General features: G+C 74.1%; 17 protein-coding genes. 5 read left to right on the top strand and 12 right to left on the bottom strand.

Annotated features, from left to right (window positions below; all coding sequences use genetic code 11):
• Nucleotides 1-20 precede the first annotated feature (20 nt).
• From ACIRD3_RS05845 to ACIRD3_RS05815, 7 genes are all read right to left on the bottom strand, one after another.
• Complete coding sequence (locus ACIRD3_RS05845; RefSeq protein ID WP_402212178.1) at nt 21-1,289, bottom strand: DUF4255 domain-containing protein; 1,269 nt, start codon at nt 1,287-1,289, stop codon at nt 21-23.
• A gap of 37 nt (nt 1,290-1,326) precedes the next feature.
• Nucleotides 1,327-2,025 carry a hypothetical protein gene (locus tag ACIRD3_RS05840; RefSeq protein ID WP_402212176.1) on the bottom strand — a complete coding sequence of 233 codons (699 nt, stop codon included), beginning with the start codon at nt 2,023-2,025 and terminating at the stop codon, nt 1,327-1,329.
• Entirely contained in the window at nt 2,018-2,749 is a 732-nt protein-coding gene (locus tag ACIRD3_RS05835) for a hypothetical protein (RefSeq protein ID WP_402212173.1), read from the bottom strand. The genes ACIRD3_RS05840 and ACIRD3_RS05835 overlap by 8 nt, the downstream gene beginning before the upstream one ends.
• An 11-nt stretch (nt 2,750-2,760) precedes the next feature.
• Nucleotides 2,761-3,285: a phage tail protein gene (locus ACIRD3_RS05830; RefSeq protein WP_188297785.1), complete on the bottom strand. Its 525-nt coding sequence runs from the start codon at nt 3,283-3,285 to the stop codon at nt 2,761-2,763.
• Nucleotides 3,286-3,292: 7 nt separating this feature from the next.
• Entirely contained in the window at nt 3,293-5,140 is a 1,848-nt protein-coding gene (locus tag ACIRD3_RS05825; protein WP_402212170.1) for a phage tail sheath family protein, read from the bottom strand.
• A 187-nt stretch (nt 5,141-5,327) separates the two neighbouring features.
• Nucleotides 5,328-5,762, bottom strand: coding sequence for a hypothetical protein (locus tag ACIRD3_RS05820; RefSeq protein ID WP_402212167.1), 435 nt, complete (start codon nt 5,760-5,762; stop codon nt 5,328-5,330).
• A 19-nt stretch (nt 5,763-5,781) separates the two neighbouring features.
• A complete protein-coding gene (locus ACIRD3_RS05815) occupies nt 5,782-7,521 on the bottom strand; it encodes a peptidoglycan-binding protein (RefSeq protein WP_402212164.1) in 1,740 nt (579 codons plus the stop codon).
• Between the two features lie 440 nt (nt 7,522-7,961).
• Between ACIRD3_RS05815 and ACIRD3_RS05810 the strand changes: the two genes are divergently transcribed.
• The 3 genes from ACIRD3_RS05810 (at nt 7,962) to ACIRD3_RS05800 (ending at nt 11,329) form a co-directional block, all read left to right on the top strand.
• Complete coding sequence (locus ACIRD3_RS05810; RefSeq protein WP_402212161.1) at nt 7,962-8,402, top strand: ester cyclase; 441 nt, start codon at nt 7,962-7,964, stop codon at nt 8,400-8,402.
• 21 nt (nt 8,403-8,423) lie between these two features.
• Nucleotides 8,424-9,461, top strand: a complete 1,038-nt coding sequence (locus tag ACIRD3_RS05805) for a LuxR C-terminal-related transcriptional regulator (RefSeq protein WP_402212158.1) — start codon at nt 8,424-8,426, stop codon at nt 9,459-9,461.
• Nucleotides 9,462-10,000: 539 nt separating this feature from the next.
• Nucleotides 10,001-11,329 (top strand): S28 family serine protease, encoded by a 1,329-nt coding sequence (locus ACIRD3_RS05800; RefSeq protein ID WP_402212155.1) that lies wholly within the window; start codon nt 10,001-10,003, stop codon nt 11,327-11,329.
• Nucleotides 11,330-11,761: 432 nt separating this feature from the next.
• Here ACIRD3_RS05800 and ACIRD3_RS05795 read toward each other — a convergent pair whose 3' ends face one another.
• From ACIRD3_RS05795 to ACIRD3_RS05775, 5 genes are all read right to left on the bottom strand, one after another.
• The gene (locus tag ACIRD3_RS05795) at nt 11,762-12,604 is read right to left on the bottom strand and encodes an SDR family NAD(P)-dependent oxidoreductase (RefSeq protein WP_402212152.1); all 843 of its coding nucleotides are present in this window, start codon (nt 12,602-12,604) and stop codon (nt 11,762-11,764) included.
• Between the two features lie 236 nt (nt 12,605-12,840).
• Nucleotides 12,841-13,239 (bottom strand): hypothetical protein, encoded by a 399-nt coding sequence (locus ACIRD3_RS05790; protein WP_402212150.1) that lies wholly within the window; start codon nt 13,237-13,239, stop codon nt 12,841-12,843.
• A 135-nt stretch (nt 13,240-13,374) separates the two neighbouring features.
• A complete protein-coding gene (locus ACIRD3_RS05785; RefSeq protein WP_402212147.1) occupies nt 13,375-13,938 on the bottom strand; it encodes a DUF6817 domain-containing protein in 564 nt (187 codons plus the stop codon).
• 120 nt (nt 13,939-14,058) lie between these two features.
• Entirely contained in the window at nt 14,059-15,063 is a 1,005-nt protein-coding gene (locus ACIRD3_RS05780; RefSeq protein WP_402212145.1) for a ketopantoate reductase family protein, read from the bottom strand.
• A 425-nt stretch (nt 15,064-15,488) separates the two neighbouring features.
• Nucleotides 15,489-16,034, bottom strand: a complete 546-nt coding sequence (locus ACIRD3_RS05775; protein WP_402212142.1) for a hypothetical protein — start codon at nt 16,032-16,034, stop codon at nt 15,489-15,491.
• 285 nt (nt 16,035-16,319) lie between these two features.
• On the opposite strand from ACIRD3_RS05775, the gene ACIRD3_RS05770 reads away from it, so the two are divergent.
• Nucleotides 16,320-17,084 carry an ABC transporter ATP-binding protein gene (locus ACIRD3_RS05770; RefSeq protein ID WP_402212857.1) on the top strand — a complete coding sequence of 255 codons (765 nt, stop codon included), beginning with the start codon at nt 16,320-16,322 and terminating at the stop codon, nt 17,082-17,084.
• Between the two features lie 50 nt (nt 17,085-17,134).
• Nucleotides 17,135-18,535, top strand: coding sequence for an FtsX-like permease family protein (locus tag ACIRD3_RS05765; protein ID WP_402212139.1), 1,401 nt, complete (start codon nt 17,135-17,137; stop codon nt 18,533-18,535).
• Nucleotides 18,536-18,545: the final 10 nt, after the last annotated feature.

Here is an 18,545-nt window from a genome sequence, read left to right as displayed (position 1 = left end):
CCGAACCCCCCGTCCTGCGGTCAGTGCGTCAGGTCCACGACGGGGCCGGTGAAGGCCCCCTCGCCGGACACCGTCAACTCGCTCGGCACGCCGTCCACCTGGATCCGGGCCAGGTACGCCGTCGGGCGGACGCCGACGACCGGCACCCGGACCTCGAACGGATCGGTGCGCGGCACCGGCGGCGCGGGTGCGCGGAACTGGTGGCTCGCCCCGGGCCGCCCGGCGGGCGGGTGCAACTCGTCCAGGAGCAGCAGGACCTGCTGGTCGTCCCGGAGCGGCAGGTCCACCCGGACGTCCAGCCGGGCCGAGACGCCGGCCGGTCCGTCGCTGCGGTCCGCGGTGCCGATCGGCGCGACGATCCGCGGCTGCCGGGCGAAGGTCTGCACGTTGGACTCCACGGCGAGGTGCTCGGCGGCAGGTCGGCCGTCGAGTGCCAGCCCGTGCAGCACCTGCACCCGGAACACACCGGGCGGCAGGTCCTCCGGTACGGCGACCACCAGCCGGTCGTCCCGGACGGCGCCCGGGTCGACCGTCACCCGGCGCTCGCCCAGCTGGGCGACCACCAGGTCCGCGCGCAGGCCGGAGCCGTCCACCACCAGCTCCCGGTCCTTGGTCACCGGCCCTTCCGCGGGGGCGCCCCGGGACCCGGCGGGCCGGGAGAGCACCCGCTCCACGACCGGTCCGCGGGACGGCACGGCCCGTACGGAACGGCGCAGCACCGGCTTGCCGGCCACCGGATCGGCCTTGCCCTCCACGAAGACGGCGGTGGCCTGGTAGGCCACGGACAGCGTGTACGGCGTCTGGAGCAGTGTCATCCACAGCTTGGACAGCTCGTCCAGGTCCATCGGCGTGGGCGTGAAGCGCACCCGCTGCGGCGAGGCGGCCAGATCCGTCCCCACCAGGTACGGCTGGCCGGCCGCCTCCTCGATCAACTGGCGTGACAGCAGGGGCTGTTCGGTCAGCTCCCGGACCACGCAGCCGAGCAGCCGCTGGCCGACCAGCTGGGTCTCCTCGCCGTAGCAGCTGATCAGGTAGTGCAGGTCCAGGGCGGCGGCCGGCCGGGTCAGCACGGTGCCGTCGGTCGCGCGGGTGGGCGCGTCGCGGTTGCGCAGCGAGGCGTTGGGCGTGACCTGGTAGAGGAAGACGGTGATGGTCGGGTCGGTGGGCGGCTCGGTCGGCGGCCTGCGGGTGCTGACCTCCACCGCGAACGGGATGTCGGGCGAGAGCGCCCGGGTGATGAGCAGCCGCAGCGCCTCGCTCACGGTGGCGATCGCCAGGTGGTTGCTCATGGGCCCACCCCCTCGGTCACGTGCCCCACCCGCTCGCTCATGCGGTCCCCCGGTTGAGGTACGTGTCCAGGTCGAGGGCCGGGCCCGGGCGGGCGGCGGCGGGCTTGCGCTCCCCGGCCGCGGCGCGCTCGGCGGCCCTGACCTCGACCCGCCCGATCTGGACCCGCACCACCCGCTCGACCGGCCGCTGCTGGCGTCGGGCTCCGGCCGGGTGCGCCTGGCCCGGGGCGACCGCCCCGGCGGCCCGGCGTCCGGCGGCCCGTGCGGCGACGGCCGGCCGCGCCGGTGCGGGCGGTGCCGCGTTCGGCAGCTCGCGGGCGGCCGCCCGGTGCGGTGCGGTGACGGGCGCGGGTGCGGCTGCCGGGCGGGCGGCCTCCCTCCGCACCGCCGGTTCGACGGCCGGCGCGACCACGGGGGTGGCCGGCGGCGCGATCAGCAGCGGCGTGCGCGGCAGCGGGAGGACGGGCGCGACGGTCGTCCGCTCCCCGTCCTCCGCCGCCCGCAGCGCCCTCTCGACCCGTGCGGGCGGTGCCGCCGGTGGCCGGGGGAGTGGTACGGGGGCGGGGCGCCCGACCGGGCGGCCGGGCCCGAACGACTCCTCGCCCACGACCGGCAGCGCCGGAGCGAGCGCGTCGAGCCGTTCGAACGGCCCCGGCAGGCGCGGGCGCACCCGTACCCCGGCCCGGTCCCCGCCCGGGCCGCCCTTGGCGACCAGGCGGTCGAAGTGGTCAGGCATCTGCACACAGCTCCAGGTAGTAGCGGCGCCGCAGCGGGCTGAGCGCCAGGATCTCCGCCTCGCTCCAGCCGTAGGCGGTGGCCAGGAGGTGGACGTCGAGCAGGGTCGCCCGGGCCCAGTCGTCCAGCTCCTCCCAGAGGTAGGAGGCGATGTCCAGCTCGGCGAGGGCCTGTTCGCCGCACGCGGGGCAGCTGAGGTTCAGCCGGACGTCCGCGCAGGGGTCGGCCTCGGCGGCGGCCTCGGCCACGCGCCGCTGGACCGTGTCGGGGAGCTGCCGGGCGGCGACCGGCTCCCCGCCGTGCTCGGCGGTCAGCACGCACCGCTCCAGCACGACGGCCCTGGCCTGGCCCGCGGGGGCCTGTTCGGCGGCGGCCAGATCGCCGGCGGTGGGCAGCCGGAAGCCGACCTGCCAGCCGTCCAGCTCCACCCGCAGCGGGCCGTCCGCCGGCCGTGCGGCGCCGACCACCTGCCCGGAGTCGAAGGCGAACTCCATCTCCTCCGAGCAACTCGGGCAACCGACCCGCACGTTGAGCCGTTCGCCGAACAACTCGGCGCGCAGGCCGAACAGTTCGGCGTCCCGTCGGCCGAGCGGCACGGCCAGCAGCTCCTCCGCCCCGGCGCCCGGGCGGGCGACGGTGTGCAGCAGCAGGGCCCGCCCGGTGCGACCGGCCGCCAGCCCGGCCTCCCACGCGGCCAACAGGGCGGCCTCCCCCGCGAGTTCCACCGGACGGCCGCTCAGGCCGGCTGCTGGAACGAGGGCTCTTCGGGCTCGGGCGTCTCCTCGTCCCGCTCCCAGCCCTCCACCTCCAGCTTGAGGCTCTGGATCGCCACCGCGTTGGCGTTGGCGTCCAGTTCGCCGAGCACCTGGTACTCACTCGGCCAGGCGCGGTACAGCTTGTGGGCGACCGCCACCTGACCGGACTCGTTGAGCACCTGGATCACCAGGTCCTTGCGGAAGTCCCGCAGGGAGACCTCCGCCCCGCGGCCCGCGCCGACCATCCAGACCTTGTTGGCCCAGCGGTCGAACTCCGGGTCGTGGGTGACCCCGCGCTCCAGGGTGACCGCCTCGAAGTCGGTGCGCCCCGGCGACTTGCGCGGCGCGCTCGGATCGCCCCCGCTGCGGTGCTTCACCACCTCGGTGGTGCGCTTGAGCGGGCTGATCTTGCTGATTCCGGCGACGACCCGACCGTCCCAGACGACCAGGAACTTGAAGTTCTTGTACGGATCGAACCGGTGCGGATTGACGGTGAACTCGACCATGGAGATCCTAAACCTCGAACTGTCCGGCGAGCTGCTCGATCTTGACGATCACGAATTCCGCGGGTTTGAGGGGCGCGAATCCGACCACGACGTTCACCACACCGCGATTGACGTCGTCCTGCGTGGTGGTGTCCTTGTCGCACTTGACGAAATAGGCCGAGCGCGCCGACGTGCCCTGGAACGCGCCCTGCTGGAACAGCGAGTGCAGGAACGCGCCCACGTTCAGCCGGATCTGCGCCCACAACCGCTCGTCGTTGGGCTCGAACACGACCCACTTGGTGCCGCGGTAGAGACTCTCCTCCAGCATCAGCGCCAGGCGCCGCACCGGGACGTACTTCCACTGCGAGCTGAGCGCGTCGGCGCCCGCCATGGTCCGCGCGCCCCACGCCACGGGGCCCACCACCGGGAAGGTCCGCAGGCAGTTCACCGCCAGCGGGTTCAGCAGGCCGTTCTCCCGGTCCGTCAGCGGGACGGTCAGCGCGCGCACCCCTGGCAGCCCGGCCTCGGTGCCCGCGGGCGCCTTCCACACGCCCCGCTGGCCGTCGGTGCGCGCCATCACGCCGGCGATGGTGCCCGACGGCGGGAAGCTGCGCAGCCGGCCCGTGAGCGGGTCGACCAGCTCCAGGTGCGGGAAGTAGAGCGCGGCGTGGTCGCTGCGCACCGAGTCGAAGGCGGACAGGCCCGCCCGGGCGGCGTCCAGCGTCGTCCACGCCTGCGGCGCGTCGACGATCAGGAACATCCGCTGCTCCACGCAGAGCGCCTGGGCGGCCGAGACGACCGTGACGGCGTCGTCCACGCTGGCGTAGCCGGCCAGTTCCGGCAGCACCAGCAGGTTGACGTCCGGCACGTCGCGCAGGGCCTGGATGCCGGTCTTGGCGGCCTCGCTGCCGATCAGGTCCGTCATGCCGGGGGCTCCGCCGTCCTGGCCGCCGGCCAGGGCGAGGACCGGCGGGTTGACCGAGCCCTCCAGTCCGAGGTTGTTGGCGGCCTCCCCGAGGAAGCGCACCACGTCGGCCGGGTCGGTGGAACCGGCGACGACCTGGAGCTGCCGACCGAACACGCTCACGCGGGTGCCCGCGAAGGCGCGCTTGCCGGGGGCGTCGGGCAGGGCCCGCAGCTTGCGCTCCAGCAGCAGGGCGAGTTCGGGGACGGTGGTCGGCGCGGTGCCGTCCGCGGCCGGGTCGTAGATCTTGACGGTCCGCGAGACGTCGGCGATCTTCACCTGGATCTCGTGGGTGAGGTCCGGCAGGGCGGCGGCGAAGGGCTTGGAGACGGTGCCGACCGGGTCCGGCCGGCTCTCCGCCAGCACCTTGACCCGGACGACGCCCGAGCCGCTGTTCACCGCCGTCTCGGCGAACCGGGGGCTGGTGGCCTGCGCCGACAGGTCCGTGAAGGACTCCCGGACGGCGCCGGAGGTGTCGAAGACCTGGAGGTTGAAGGTCTCGGCCGGGGTCGTCGTCCGGTAGTCCACGGCGACCCGCAGCCCCCCGCCCCAGAGCCCCGGTTCGACGGCCGTGACCTGCAGGGCGGGGGTGGCGGTGGAGGTCTGCGTCGAGTTGAGCGTGACGCCCGCGGCGGCGCCGGTGCCGGCCGCCGCGACCCGGACCACGATCCCGACCGAACCCCCGTTGAGGAAGAACTGCTGGACGGCGTAGCTGACCGGGCTCTGACTCGCGAGTCCGCCGAAGCGGCGTTCGAAGTCCGCGAAACTGGTGATGGTGACCGGCTGGTTGAGCGGACCGCGCCGGGTGGCCCCGACGAAGGCGGTCACCGAGGTGCTCACCGCGGTGATGGTGCGGACGCCGCTGGGAAGCTCCTCGATGTAGACGCCCGGGTAGGTCGGTGTCGTCGGCAATTCCCCCTCCGTTCACTTCGTGCATCAAGGGACCGGTGAATGGGGTCCGGATGCATTGGTGGCAGGCTCAGTCTCGGATTCAGGTCCCAATTCGTCAAGGCCTGAATGGGAAAGGCTAATTGTATTACTTCGCCTTTTTCTGGGGGTTTCGGAACGTGGGATTCCGAAACCCCTGTGCCGGTGCCGGTCAGCCGCCTTCGGGCAGGTTCCGGTAGTCGGGTCGGGCCGGCGTGGGGTCCGTCGGCGTCGGTGCGGGTGCGGGTGCGGGTGCGGGGTCGGGGGCCGGTGCCGGCGTGGGGGTGGGCGTGGGTGCGGGCTCGGTCGGCGTGGGCTCGGTCGGCGTGGGTGCGGGGGCGGCCGGCGTGGGCGTGGGGGTGGGCGCGGGGGTCGGCGGCTGGTAGGACGGCGGCCGGGCGGCCCCCAGGAACCAGCCCCAGCCCGCGTCCAGCCGGTGCTCCAGGAACCGGAACGCGGCGTAGTAGACCGTGCCGAAGCCGGTGACCAGGGCGGCGGTGACGGAGGCGTTGTCCAGGTGGATGCCGAGCCGGGCGGCCTGCACCACGAGGAACGCGACGATGTAGGGCACGCACGTGCGCCACAGGGACAGGGCGAGTTGGTACATCTGTCCTCCTCGGCCGACGTCAGCCGACGACGGTGAAGCCGTGCGCCTGGCCGAGCCGGGTCAGCGAGTTGATGCCGGGTATGCCGTCCGCCTGCTGCCCGCTGTACCCGTACCGGCGCTGCAGCTCGGAGTAGGCGTCGATGGTCCGGGTGCCGAACGAGCCGTCGGCCCACTGCTGTTCGAGCAGCCCCTCGGCGACGAGGGCGCGTTCCACCGTGTACACGTCGTCGGCGTGCGTGGTGGCGCCCTGGGGTGCGTCCGGGTCCTGGCGGGCCGCCGCGACCACCCGCGACTTCGACACGACGGCCAGCGGGATCGGCCCGCCGAGCAGCCGGCGCAGCGAGGACTCGCCGGGTACGCCGTCCGCGTCCCCGCCGGAGTAGCCCAGACTGCGCTGGTAGTCGGCGTAGTTGAGGGTGTCGGCGTCGGTCCAGTCCGGTCCCGGGCCCTGGGCGTAGTGCGAGCCGAAGCCCGCCGCCACCAGCGCCTCGCCGACGATGGTGACCTGCGGACCGTGTGCGCCGTAGCCGTACGACAGGCCGCCGACCTCCGCCTGGTACCGGGCCGGGGCGGGGTCCGGAGCCGGGTCCGGCTGGGGCGCGGGCTGTTGGGGCGGGGTGACCACCGTGCCGGAGGGGCGCGGGGCGCCCGACGTGACCCAGGCGTACAGCGCCGGGCCGGGGCAGTCGGTCGAGTAGCCGTCCTGGTGCCCCTTGATCTCCGGGCCGGCCGGGCCCTGCTGCTCGCAGTACTCGATCGCGTCCCGCAGGCCGTTGAGCTGTTCCGGGGTGGGCACGGTCGAGCCGGAGGAGCCGACCAGCCCGCACACCGCGTAGTGCGCCTCGTTGAGCGGGACGTCGCCGTTGGCGCTGTTGCGCCGGTTCAGTCCGCGGCCCTCGAACACGTGGCCGTGCTCGCAGACCACGAAGCTGTAGCCGATGTCCGACCAGCCGTCGTCGTCCATGTGCGAGGCCTGGAGGCGGCGTACGTAGGCCGGGCAGGTGTCGTGGGTGTCGAAGGTGTACGCCGTGCCGAGGTAGTGCACCTTCACTCCGGCGCGCGGACCGGCGTACGGGATCGAACCGTTGGGCTCGCGCCAGGGCCGCGCGCCCCACTGGTCCCGGTTCACCAGCTGCAGCCCCGGCCAGTCGGGCGACTGCGGCCCCGGGGCCGGCGTGGGCGGCCCGGGGTCCGGGGCCCGGCCGGCGCCGGCCCACGCCCGCAGCTCGTCCAGCGAGCCGTTGAACACGTCCGCGTCGAGCGGGTCGTCGCTGTACTGGTGGAAGCGCCAGGACGCCTGGATGCGCGGCGAACCCGCGGACACGTAGTCCGCGATCCACAGGAAGTCACCGGCGTTGTCGTCCGTCCGGAACCAGTAGTCCCGGTTGGTGTAGAGCCCGACCAGGCGGTCCGGGTAGCGCTGCTTGACGGCCGCCAGCCACCGGTTCTTCGCCGCGGTCGCGTCGCCGTCGCCGACCGACTGCCCGTACGGCTCGAAGTCCAGCACCAGCAGCTCGCCCGCGGGTACCTGCCCCACCACCCGGCAGAAGTGCTCGACCTCGCCCTCGACCGGGTTCTCCGCGTGCAGGAAGTGGTAGTGCCCGACCACCAGCCCGCGCCCCCGGGCGTCCGCGAGCTTGTCGGTGTACCCCGACTGGCCGGTGTGGCCCCCTTCGGTGGCCTTGATGAACACGAACTCCGCGTCCCCCGGAATGCCCGACTGGAAGTCGGACACGTCATAACCCTTCGCGTATGCCATCAGGATGCTCCCCCTTCGCGCCGATGGCAGCCACGGCCGAACCGGCCCCATCCCCCGGGGCGCGCGACGTCGGCCAAGGCGTCATGCTCACTCCACAGTACAGCTGATGCAACATCAACTCCCTTGTTTTGCAGGGGTTCTGTGAGTTCCGCGAGTCCCCTGCGGCGGCCCCGTTCCGCAGACCTGTGCCAGTGGCACATCCACCCGACGACACGCCGTGCGGGGGTGCACGAGGGGCGGTCCGGTGGTCGGGGGCGTGCGCGTCGGCAGAACGGCAGAAGTGGCTCGGCACGCGCGGAGTGGGAAGTCAGGCAGAGCGACTTCCCGCTCCGCGCGTCTGCCGGAGGAGGCCGGACGGAAGGACGACCTCGGGTGCGGGCCGGAGGAAACCCCAGCTTTCTGGGGTACCGGCGGCCGGGGTGCCGTCCAAGACTGTGGCCATGGACACCATCGAGCAGACCCGAACCGCAGAGAACCGAGAGACCGTGCGCGCCTTCATCGACGCGCTGTTCACCAGGGGCGACCTCGCGGCCGTCGACGAATACCTCGCCGAGGACTTCCTCGACCACGACCCGACCGTCGACTCCGACACCAGCCGGGAGGGCATGCGCAGGGCCGGCGCCCTGTTCCGCGGCGCCTTCCCGGACTGGCAGTCCACGCCCGACCTCCTCGTCGCCGAGGACGACCTGGTCGTGGAACACTTCAGCGCCACCGGCACCCAGCGCGGCGAGATCTTCGGCGCGCCGGCCACCGGCCGCACCGTCACGCTGCGCGGCATCAACATCTTCCGGCTCCGTGAGGGCCGCATCGTCGAGCGCTGGGGCCGGCTCGACGAGCTGGGCCTGCTGCGCCAGCTCGGGCTCGTCCAGGGCCCGGGATAGCCCGGGAGTAGCCTGGTGGGCGTGGCAGGTGCGGCCGTGGAACGCCGACTCGCCGACATCGAACGACGGTGCCGCGGCGGGCTGGACACCACCGCGCTGAGCACGGAGATCCTCGGCCGGCTGCGCCGGGTCGTCCCGGCGGAGGCGGCCTTCTCCGCGACCGTCGACCCGGTGACGCTGCTGTTCACCTCCGCCATCGCCGAGGACCCGCTGGGCCCCGCGACGGCGCTGTTCCTGGACAACGAGTTCGGGCGGACGGACGTCAACAAGTTCGCCGGCCTCGCCCGGTCCACGGATCCGGTCGGTTCCCTGGACCGGGCCACCGGCGGCAACCGGGGGTACAGCGCCCGCTACCGCGAGATCATGGCCCCCCTCGGGCTCGGCGACGAAATGCGTGCCGCACTGGTCACCGGGCACCGCTGCTGGGGCGTGCTCTGCCTGCACCGGGAAGCGTCCTCCTCGGGCTTCACCGGCGAGGAGCTCGCCCTGGTCCGGCGCATCGCCCCGGTCCTGGCCACCGGTCTGCGCACGGCGGTCACCGCAGCACCCCCTCCCGGAGCCACCACGGGCGGCCCGGACGGAGTGGGTGTGATCCTGCTGGACTCCGGTCTCCGGACCGTCTCCATGAGCCCCGAGGCCGAGCAGTGGCTGACCGACTTCCCCGACGGCGACCGGCAGGACGCGGGCCGGCTCCCGGTCAGCGTGCTCGCGGCCGCTTCCGGCCCGGTGCCCTCCACCGTGCGCGTCCGCGGTCGCTCGGGCCGGTGGCTCGCCCTGCACACCAGCCGCCTGGGCCCGCAGATCGGCGTGGTGGTGGAACCGGCCCGACCGGCCGAACTCGGCGCGGTCCTGCTCAGCGCCCACGGACTCACCGACGCCCAAACCCGGGTCGCCGCCCTGGTCATCCGCGGGCTCTCCACCCGCCAACTGGTCGACGAGCTCCACATCTCCGCCAACACCGTGCAGGAGCACCTGAGCGCCGTCTTCGACAAGTTCGGTGTCCGAAGCCGCCGCGAACTCGTCGCCGTCGTGCTCGCGGACCTGTCAGGGTCCGCGTAGCGAGGAGGCGCCGGAGCCCTCCGCGGCGCCCCTGGCCGGGCGGACCCCCAGGGCCGACCACACCTCGACGGCGGCGATCTGCCGCACCGGCCGGACGCCGGGCTCCGTAGGAAAGCGGGGCCGGGTGCCCAGTGCGCGCGGTCAGGACCGTTCGAACGCGGCCTTGATCCGTCGGCCGAAGTCGGGAGCGTCCTCGCGGGCCGCGCGGAGCGCCGGGCCCGGCAGACGGTTCACCGCCAGGATTCCAGACGTACAGGCCCGGTGGGCGTCCCGTGTCGGGGATCTTGTTCGTGTCGCGTCTTCTGATGGATCGCCAGGAACGTAGGGGCGTGATGCCGTGCTGGTCGAGGTGATGCCGGGCAGGACCTCGGTGTCGGTGCTGGTGAGCGAGGACGAAGGCGTCGGGAGGGTGAACCGGCGCCCCGAGGAGGGGCGCGCTCCTCCCTCCCGGGAGGGAGGAGCGCGCCCCCTATCAGCGGGATCCGCGCACGTGTCGGCCAGGGTTGACTGGTGATCGACGACGACCGGGAGGAAGACCCATGGGGCGCAGGCGAATCGGACGGCTGGTGGCCCGGGCCGCGGCGGTGGTGGTGCTGCTCGCCGGCGCGGGGGCGGTGCCCGCAGCGGCCGCCGAGACCGCACCGGCCGACATCCGTACGGCCATCGAGGCGGTGCCGGGCCTGCGGATCGTGGAGGAGAAGCCGGCCGCGCCCGGGTTCCGCTTCTTCGTCCTGACGCTGCGCCAGCCCGCCGACCACCACCACCCCGAGCGCGGCGGGTTCGAGCAACGGCTCACCCTCCTGCACCGCGGCGCCGACCGCCCCACCGTGCTCTACACCAGCGGCTACGCCGTCTCCACCAGTCAGTACCGCTCGGAGCCCGCCGAGCTGCTGGACGCCAACCAGGTGAGTACCGAGCAGCGGTTCTTCGGCGCCTCCCGCCCCGAGCCCGCCGAGTGGAACGACCTCGACATCGAGCAGGCCGCCGCCGACCACCACCACGTCATCGAGGCCCTGAAGGCGGTCTACCGGGCGCCCTGGATCTCCACCGGCGGCAGCAAGGGCGGCATGACCACCGTCTACCACCGCCGGTTCTACCCACAGGACGTGGCCGGCTCGGTCGCCTACTCGGCACCGAACAACGTGGACGACCGCGACGACTCCGCCTACCTCGACTTCCTGCGCACGGTCGGCACCCCCGAATGCCGCAGCGCCCTGGCGGCCGTCCAGCGCGCCCTGCTGGAGCGTCGCACGGCCCTGGTCGACCGCTACCAGGCCTGGGCGGACGCGCGCGGCGACGGCTTCGCCCTCGTCGGCAGCGCCGACAAGGCGTTCGAGATCGCCGTCCTGCGCGCGCCGTTCATGTTCTGGCAGGGCCGGGGCCAGGCCGCATGCCCGGCGGTGCCGGCCGCCGACGCCTCCGACGACGCGCTGTACGAGTGGCTCTCCGACGTCGCACAGTTGCCCGTCTACGCCGACTCGGTGGCGAACCAGTTCATCCCGTACTTCTACCAACTCGGCACCCAGCTCGGCTACTTCCCGGTCGAGACCGACCACCTGGCCGACCTGACCCGCTACCCCGGTGCCGCCGAGCCCCGCACCTTCGTCCCCCGCGACATCCCGATGCGCTACCGGCCGCAAGCCATGCGGGACGTCGACCGCTGGGTCCGCACCCGCGGCGAGCACCTGATGTTCGTCAACGGCGCCGCCGACCCCTCCGTCGCCGAACCGTTCCGCCTGGGCCCCGGCTCCCGGGACTCGTACCTCTACCAGGCACCGGACGGCACGCACTCCACCCGCATCGCCCAACTGTCCACCGCCGACGCCGCAGCGGCCACCGCCACCCTGCGCCGCTGGGCGCGGGCGTGACCGGCGGCCGCGGGCGGTGTGCTCGGTCCGGGAAGCGACGTGCCGGCTCGTGCCGGTGGCGAGGTGTCGCCGTAAGACTCCAGCAGGCTGGTCAGCAGCCCCGGCGGCCCGCGCGACCAGTACTACTCCCACACGTAGCGCCAACTCCTCGATACTGACTGCCGATTGTTCAAGCGCTTCTCGGCGCTGACGGGCTTCAACCCGGCCGCCCCGGACCGCCTCGGCCACCAGGGTCTCGCGGACTCCCCGGCCGAGGACCGGCCACCGCCCGGCGTCGGCGGCCTGATCGACCTCGGCGCCAGGGTGGACCTCCGCCTCCTGCTCCTGGGCGACGCCGAGCGGGTATCGGCAACCCGGCCGAGGCAGATCGTGGTGCCAATGCCGGTGGCGTGCGACGGAAGGCCGGGGTTGGTCGGACGCGCTCCCTCAAGGTCAGGGGGAGAGGAGCTCGCGCATGCGGGTCCGTTCGGCCCGGGAAGCCGCGGCGGGGCGTCCGGCCGTCATACCACCGTCGACTGCGAGGTCCTGCCCGGTCACCAGGCGGCTGGCGTCGCCGGCGAGCCACAGTACTGCGGCGGCGATGTCGTCGGTCCGGACGGTGCCGGGGAGCGGTTGGCTGGAGTCCAGCAGCGGCTTGAACGCTTCGGCCACTGACGAGGCCGTGGCGTCAGCAGCCGATGCGTCGGCTCCGGAACCCTTGGCGAAGATGCCCGTCGGCACGAAGCCGGGGGACACGCTGTTCACGCGGACCTCGTGCTCAGCCAGGTCCACTGCCGCGCACCGGGTGAGGTGGAGTGCCGCGGCCTTGGCGGTCGAATAGTCCAGGCCGGACCAGCCGGCGATCTTTCCCGCCAGGCTCGCCACGTTGATGATGCTTCCCGAGCGCTGGGCCACCATCTGCCGTCCGGCGTGCTTGATGCCGTGCATGACGCCCGCGACGTGGACCGCCAGGGTCCGTGTGAACACGGCCGAGTCGAAGTCGGTCACCGACGCCATGTTCCCTGGCCCGCCCGCGTTGTTGACCATGATGTCGAGTCGGCCGTAGCGCTCGACGGCGTGGCCGACCAGCGCCTCGACGTCCGCCTCGACCGACACGTCGCAGCGCACGAAAGTCGCTGACTCGCCCAGTGCCGCGGCCCGCTGGTGTCCTTCCTGCTCGCGGCGGCCGGCGAGGACGACGTGGGCGCCCTCGGCGGCGAACACCTCCGCAATGCGGGCTCCGATGCCGCTTGTCGCCCCGGTGACGACGGCGACCTTGCGGTGCAGACTCTTCATAGCGCAACTCCGGTGTCGGGTCCGAGGCACATGCGATAGGACCGGGTACGGCAAAGGTTGATCATTATCATTGGTCATCAGGGGCCCCTGAACAAGTCACGCCGTCCAGCGACGGGATCGCACTCGGCCAGGCCAGGCCAGGCCAGGCCCGGCCCGGCCCAGTCGGTGTCGGTGCTGGTGGCCGGGTCGGGCCGGGAGCGGTCGGTGCTTGGGGGTGGCGGCGGAGCGCGGGTCGGTCAGGCCCCGGCGCAGGCCTTGGTCACGTCGCCGGCGGCGCTGGCGATCGCGCCGAAGTCGGGCTCCTTGTTCTTGGAGACCCGGTCGATGGCGTCGCCGACGGTCTTGGAGAGTTTGTCGGCGGCCGCGTCGAGTTTGCCCCCGCCGTCCTGTCGGAGCTTCTTGGTGTCGTCGACGATCTTCTTCAGCGCGTCGGCGGTGTTCTTGCGGCGGCTCTCGTCGGCGATCTGGCCGACGTTGCTCGCCGAGTCCGTGAGGTCCTGGACGTCGCCGGCGAGAGTGATCGCGCGCTTTCCGCAGTCGATGGCCTGGTCGGCGTTGTTGCACGCGGTGACCAGCGGGGCCGCGAGGAGCACCGCGAGTGCGGCGGCGGCCAGGCGGTACGGCTTCCTTGTCATGTCAGTATCCCTCCCGCCATGACAACGCCGCTGTGCCGTACGGCAGTTCCGGAGGAGTGGGTGAACGGTCGGCAAAGCTCATGCCTCGTTCGAGGTACATGACGGATCGTCAATGTGCTTGTCTCGGCTAGAGGTTCATGCTCCGAGCAGGTCGGCGCAGGCCTGCCGGGCGGCGGGTGGCAGCAGGGGGCGGGTGCGGGTGAAGAGCAGGCGCAGGCCGGGGCCGTAGCGGGCGGCCAGGTCGGCGTTGTGGGCCAGGACGTCGAGCTCGTTGGCGGCCGTGAGGGCGAGGAAGGCGCGCAGGTCGTCCTCCGGCGGGGTGTGCTCCCGCCCGGTGAACCGGTCGCGGAACAGCGGCTGTTCGACCACGCCCAGGCGCGGGTAGACGGCGGCCCGGTCGCAGCTCGCGTAGAGGTGGACGAGCGCTTCGGCGCGATGACCGACGAGTTCGACCAGGGCCGCGCGCTGGTCGAGCCCCAGCAGGGCGTGGTCGAACCCGTCGGTCCCGTACGCGGCGTGGCAGAGCCCGGCGGTGCGGACGGCCGGGTCGCAGCCCCAGTCGGCCAACAGGCCCGCCACCCGGACCAGATGGGCGAGCAGGGTGCCGCCCGGGTGGGGGATCCGGTCGGCCCCGCGGGCGCGGAGGAAGTCCTCGATACGGTCCTGCGCGGGAACGCTTCGGTGGTCGGAAGGTGTCACGTCGCCGGTCCTACCCGCTTCCGCACGCTTCAGCCCGCTCCGGGCCGCTTCGGCTCGTGGGCCGGCCGCCCGGGCGCCGCGACCCGGGCCGCCCGGCCGCTGTGACCCGGGCCGCCGCCGTCAGCGCTCCGCGGACTCCGTCAGCTCGGCCACGAGGCGGGTGAGGGTCGGGACGGTGACCCCGTGGGCGTCGGCCGCCCGCAGGACGGCGCCTCCGATGGCGTCGAGCTCGGTCGGGCGGCCGGCCTCCACGTCGCGCTGCATCGAGGACTTCATCGTCCCGGGGACGCGGTCGACCAGTGCGAGCAGGTCCCGCGCGTCGCCGGGCGCGCCGACCGCCCGGGCGACGGCGGCGATCTCGTCCAGCGTGGCGAGGAGTTCGGGCCGGTGCGCGGTGCGCACGGTGCCGACGTCGCTCGCGTGGCGGGTGGTGAGCAGGGCCAGCGGGGCGAGGAAGGAGAACTTGCTCCACAGCATCGCGGTCTCGTCCTCGCGCAGCGTCACGCTCAGGCCGGCGTGCCGCAGCCGCTCGGCGAACTCCGCGACATCGGTGGCGGATTCCACGGGCACGGTGGGTTCGGTGGGCCCGACGGGTTCGGTGGCCCCGACGGGCTCGGCGGGCCCGACGGGTTCCGCAGCTCCGGCGGGCTCGGAGGGCCGGGCGGGGGAGGCGAGTTCGACCGTGGTGAACGGGCTGCCGTGCTCGATCCGCCCGGGCGCCGTCCGGGTGGCCTCGACCCGGATCGTGCCGGCCACGACCCGGGCGGCGGGGTAGCGCTCGCGCAGCACCGCCATGTGGTCCAGGCCGTTGAGCAGCGGCACCACGACGGCGGTGCCGAGCAGGTGCGGTGGCAGCCGGTCGAGCGCGGCCCCGAGGGCGGTCTCCTTGACGGTCACGAACACGGCGTCGACCGGCTCGCGCAGCTCGGTCGCGGCCTCGACGTGGGCGCTGAACTCGCCGAACTGCGCGCTGCGGACGTGCAGTCCGTCCCGGCCGATGGCGGCGGCGGTCTCCTCGCCGGCCAGGCAGATGACGCGGTGGCCGTCGCGGGCGATCAGCCCGCCGATCAGCCCGCCGACGCCGCCCGGCCCGAGGATCGCGACGGTCAGGGGGGTGGTGGTCATGCTGGCTCCCGGTGGTGAGAAGGGGTTGGCGCGGCGGTCACGGGTCGTCCCCCGGAGAAGCGGCACTTCGGGCCCTCCGGGGTGGCCAGGCCGTCCGGGGCTGAGGAAGCCGACGTCTTCGCCGTGACCGACGTCGAGGACGTACGGGTCCTCCGGTGGAGCGTCCGCGAGGGTGAACAGGAACCGCCGCGGCGCGGCCACTTCGGCCCGGCCGGTCGGGGAGGACGGGAGACCGCCGACGTGGTCGTACGCGTGGCCGCCCCGTCCGGGAGCCGGACGTCGAGGCCCTTTCCGCGCAAGTACACCTGGAAGGGCGCCCGTTCGTCCGTCGAACGGTCGAGCTCGCCCGGCAGCGGCGGCGGGTCGGGCCGGCGCGTCGTGCGGGCCCGTGGCGGTGGTGGCGGTGGCGGCGTGCGTCGAGGGGGTCATGCGGCGCCTCCGGCGGGGTCGATGGCCCCGGTGGCGGGGTCGGCGCCCTCGTGGAAGGAGACGGCGTCGAAGCTGAACGGCCCCTCCCGGCGCGGCTTCCGGCCCGGCGCCGTGGGGCGGCGCGGGGCGGGGTGGCGGTAGAGGTGGAGCGGGTCGTGGTGGAGGGTGCCGCGGACGGGATCGGGCACCGGCAGACCCTCGGCGCGCAGCGCCGCGACGAGTTCGTGCGCCGGCCAGCCGAGCAGGTCGATCCCGAGGTAGCCGACCGGGCAGGCGGGCCGGCCGTCGCTCGGGTTGCGGCAGACCGCGACGCTCCGCAGGCGGTCCAGCTCGTCCGAGCACAGCGTGACGGTCACGCCGGGGAGGGGGAAGGACAGCGCCCAGCGGCACCCGCAGACGAAGGTGCTCCGCAGGCCCTCGGGCAGCAGCTCGCCGTGCGGGGCCAGCAGGGCGCGCACCTCCGCTTCGCCGAGGCCGAAGCGGAGTTCGGGCAGCGGAGCGGGCAGCCGGACGCCGTGGCCGGGCAGCAGGTCGACGGTCACCCGGTCTGCGGCGTCGTCGACGTCGTGGCGCCGAACGCGTGCGGCGGCTCGGCTGCCCGCTCCCCGTGAATGGTCACAGCTCGCATGATAGCCAGTCGGCTTGCGACCGGATGCGGTCGTCTCCGATCGGGGCGAGGTCTCGGCCGGACCGGTTCCGGCGGCGTCGGACGAGCCCCCGGGGGGTGTAGCACCACCTGCGGGGTTCGGTTTTCCGAACCCCGGATTCGGGGGCCAGCACAATCGATCTCCCGGCCCCGGGCGCCCACGATGGAGGGCATGAACGGGATGACGACGGCCGCGACTCCGGCGGCGCATGACGGGGTGAGGGGTGCGGCCCTGAGCGGGGACGGGCTGCACCGGGAGTACGGGCGCGGCGGGGCGGCCGTCCGGGCCCTGCAAGGCGTGTCCGTGGCCTTCGCGCCGGGCACGTTCACGGCGGTGATGGGGCCCTCGGGTTCGGGCAAGACGACCCTGCTGCACTGCCTGGCCGGGATGGACCGGCCGAGCCGGGGCACCGTGCGCTGGGGCGACACGGTGGTGTCGGGGCTGCCCGAGCGGCGGCTGGCGGAGCTGCGCCGCACCCGGATGGGCTTCGTGTTCCAGGCCTTCAACCTGATGCCGGCGATGACCGTCGCCCAGAACGTCGAACTGCCCGGTCGGCTGGCGGGGCGGCCGCCGGGGCGGGCCGAGGTGCGGGAGGCGCTGGCCCGGGTCGGGCTGGCCGGGCGCGAGCGGCACCGGCCGGGGCAGCTGTCCGGCGGTCAGCAGCAGCGGGTGGCGATCGCCAGGGCGCTGGTCTCCCGGCCGGAGGTGCTGTTCGCCGACGAGCCGACCGGCGCCCTCGACCGGGCGACCGGGCACGACATCCTCGACCTGCTGCGCGCGGGCGTCGACACCGACGGGCAGACCTGTGTGATGGTCACCCACGACCCGGTGGCGGCCGGGTACGCGGACCGGGTGCTGCTGCTGGCGGACGGGCTGCTGGTGGACGAGTTGGTCAGGCCGACCGCCGCGCAGGTCGGCGAGCGGCTGAGCCGGCTGGGCGGGTGAGGACGATGAGCGCGATGCGGGGGAGGAGTGCGGCGCGTGGGAGGAGCCGGATGAGCCTGCCGAGCAGCCCCGTCCTGGCGCTGTCCGTCGGGCAGATCCGGCGCCGGCCGGCGGCCTTCGCCGGCCTGGCGGCGGCGCTGGTCCTCGCGATGGCGGCGGTGACGCTGTTCGGCTCGCTGGTCGCCGCGCAGGCCACCGCCCCCCGGGCGGTGGCGAAGGCGCCGGTGTCCGGGCCGGGCGTGCTGGTGATCGCCGCGGCCTTCGGTGAGATCGCCGTGCTGGTCGCGCTGTTCGTCGTGGTCAACGCACTGGGCTTCACGCTGCGTCAGCAGCACCGTGACCTCGCTCTGCTGCGCACCGTCGCGGCGACGCCCCGTCAGGTGCGGCGAGTGGTGCGCGCCCAGGTCGTGGCGACGGTCCTGCTGGCGGCGGTGCCCGGGTGCGCGGTGGGTGAGGTCGCCGCCCGTGCCTTCCTCACCGCCCTGCGGGAGCGCGGGATGGCCCCTCCCGGTCTGCGGATACCCGGGACACCGGTGCCGGCCCTGGTCGCGCTCGGGGGCGCGCTGCTGGTCGGCCTGGCGGCCACCGCCGCCGCGGCGTGGCGGATCACCCGGCCCGCGCCGGCCGTCGCCCTGGCCGAGGGGACGGGCGGGCCGCGAACGACGGGCCTCCCGCGGCTGCTGGCCGGGGTGGCCGTGCTGGTGGGCGGCGGGCTGCTGCTGCGGCTGGCCGCGACCAGGCCGGCCGGTGAGCTGGACAAGGCCGGGCAGGCCTCCCTGCTGGGTTCGCTGGTGCTGCTGATCGCGGTCGCGCTGCTCGGGCCCGTGGCGGCGCGGGTGCTGGCCGCCGTGCTCGGCGCGCCGGTCCGGCTGGTCGCTCCGCGGGCCGGGTGGCTGGCCGACGCCAATCTGCGCGGCTACGCGGCCCGGCTCTCCTCCGCGGTGGTCCCGGTGGCGCTGCTGGTCGGGCTCTCCGGCACGATGTTGATCATGACCAGCACCGCCGAGCGCGTCGCCCGGGCGAGCGGCGTCGCGACCAGCGTCACCAAGGCGAGCGACATCTGGCTGCGCCAGGCGGAACTCGGTCTGCTGGTCTGCTTCGCGGCGGTCTCCACCGTCAACACCCTGGTCGCGCTGACCGCCGACCGGCGCCGCGAGTTCGCACTGCTGCGCCTGATCGGGGCGACCCGTCGGCAGCTGCTGCGGATGCTCACCGTCGAGGCGGTCCTGACCACGGCGCTCGGCGTGCTGCTGGGCGCGGCGGTGGCGGTCGCGGCCACGGGGGCCTTCAGCTGGGCGGTGCGCGGGACGGTCGTACCGGTGGTGCCGGGCGCCGGGTGTGCCTGGGTGGTGCTGGGCGCGGTGGTCCTGACCGTGCCGGGGATCGTCGGCACCGGGCTGTGGGCCGGCGGCGGGTCGGCGGTGCGGTCGGTGGGCGCGGACCGGGGGTGAGGTGAAGGGC

It is taken from the genome of Kitasatospora sp. NPDC093550 (genome assembly GCF_044764985.1).
In the GTDB taxonomy this organism is placed as follows: domain Bacteria; phylum Actinomycetota; class Actinomycetes; order Streptomycetales; family Streptomycetaceae; genus Kitasatospora.
Note: the sequence above shows the minus strand (reverse complement) of the source record. Positions and strands in the feature narration are given on the sequence as shown.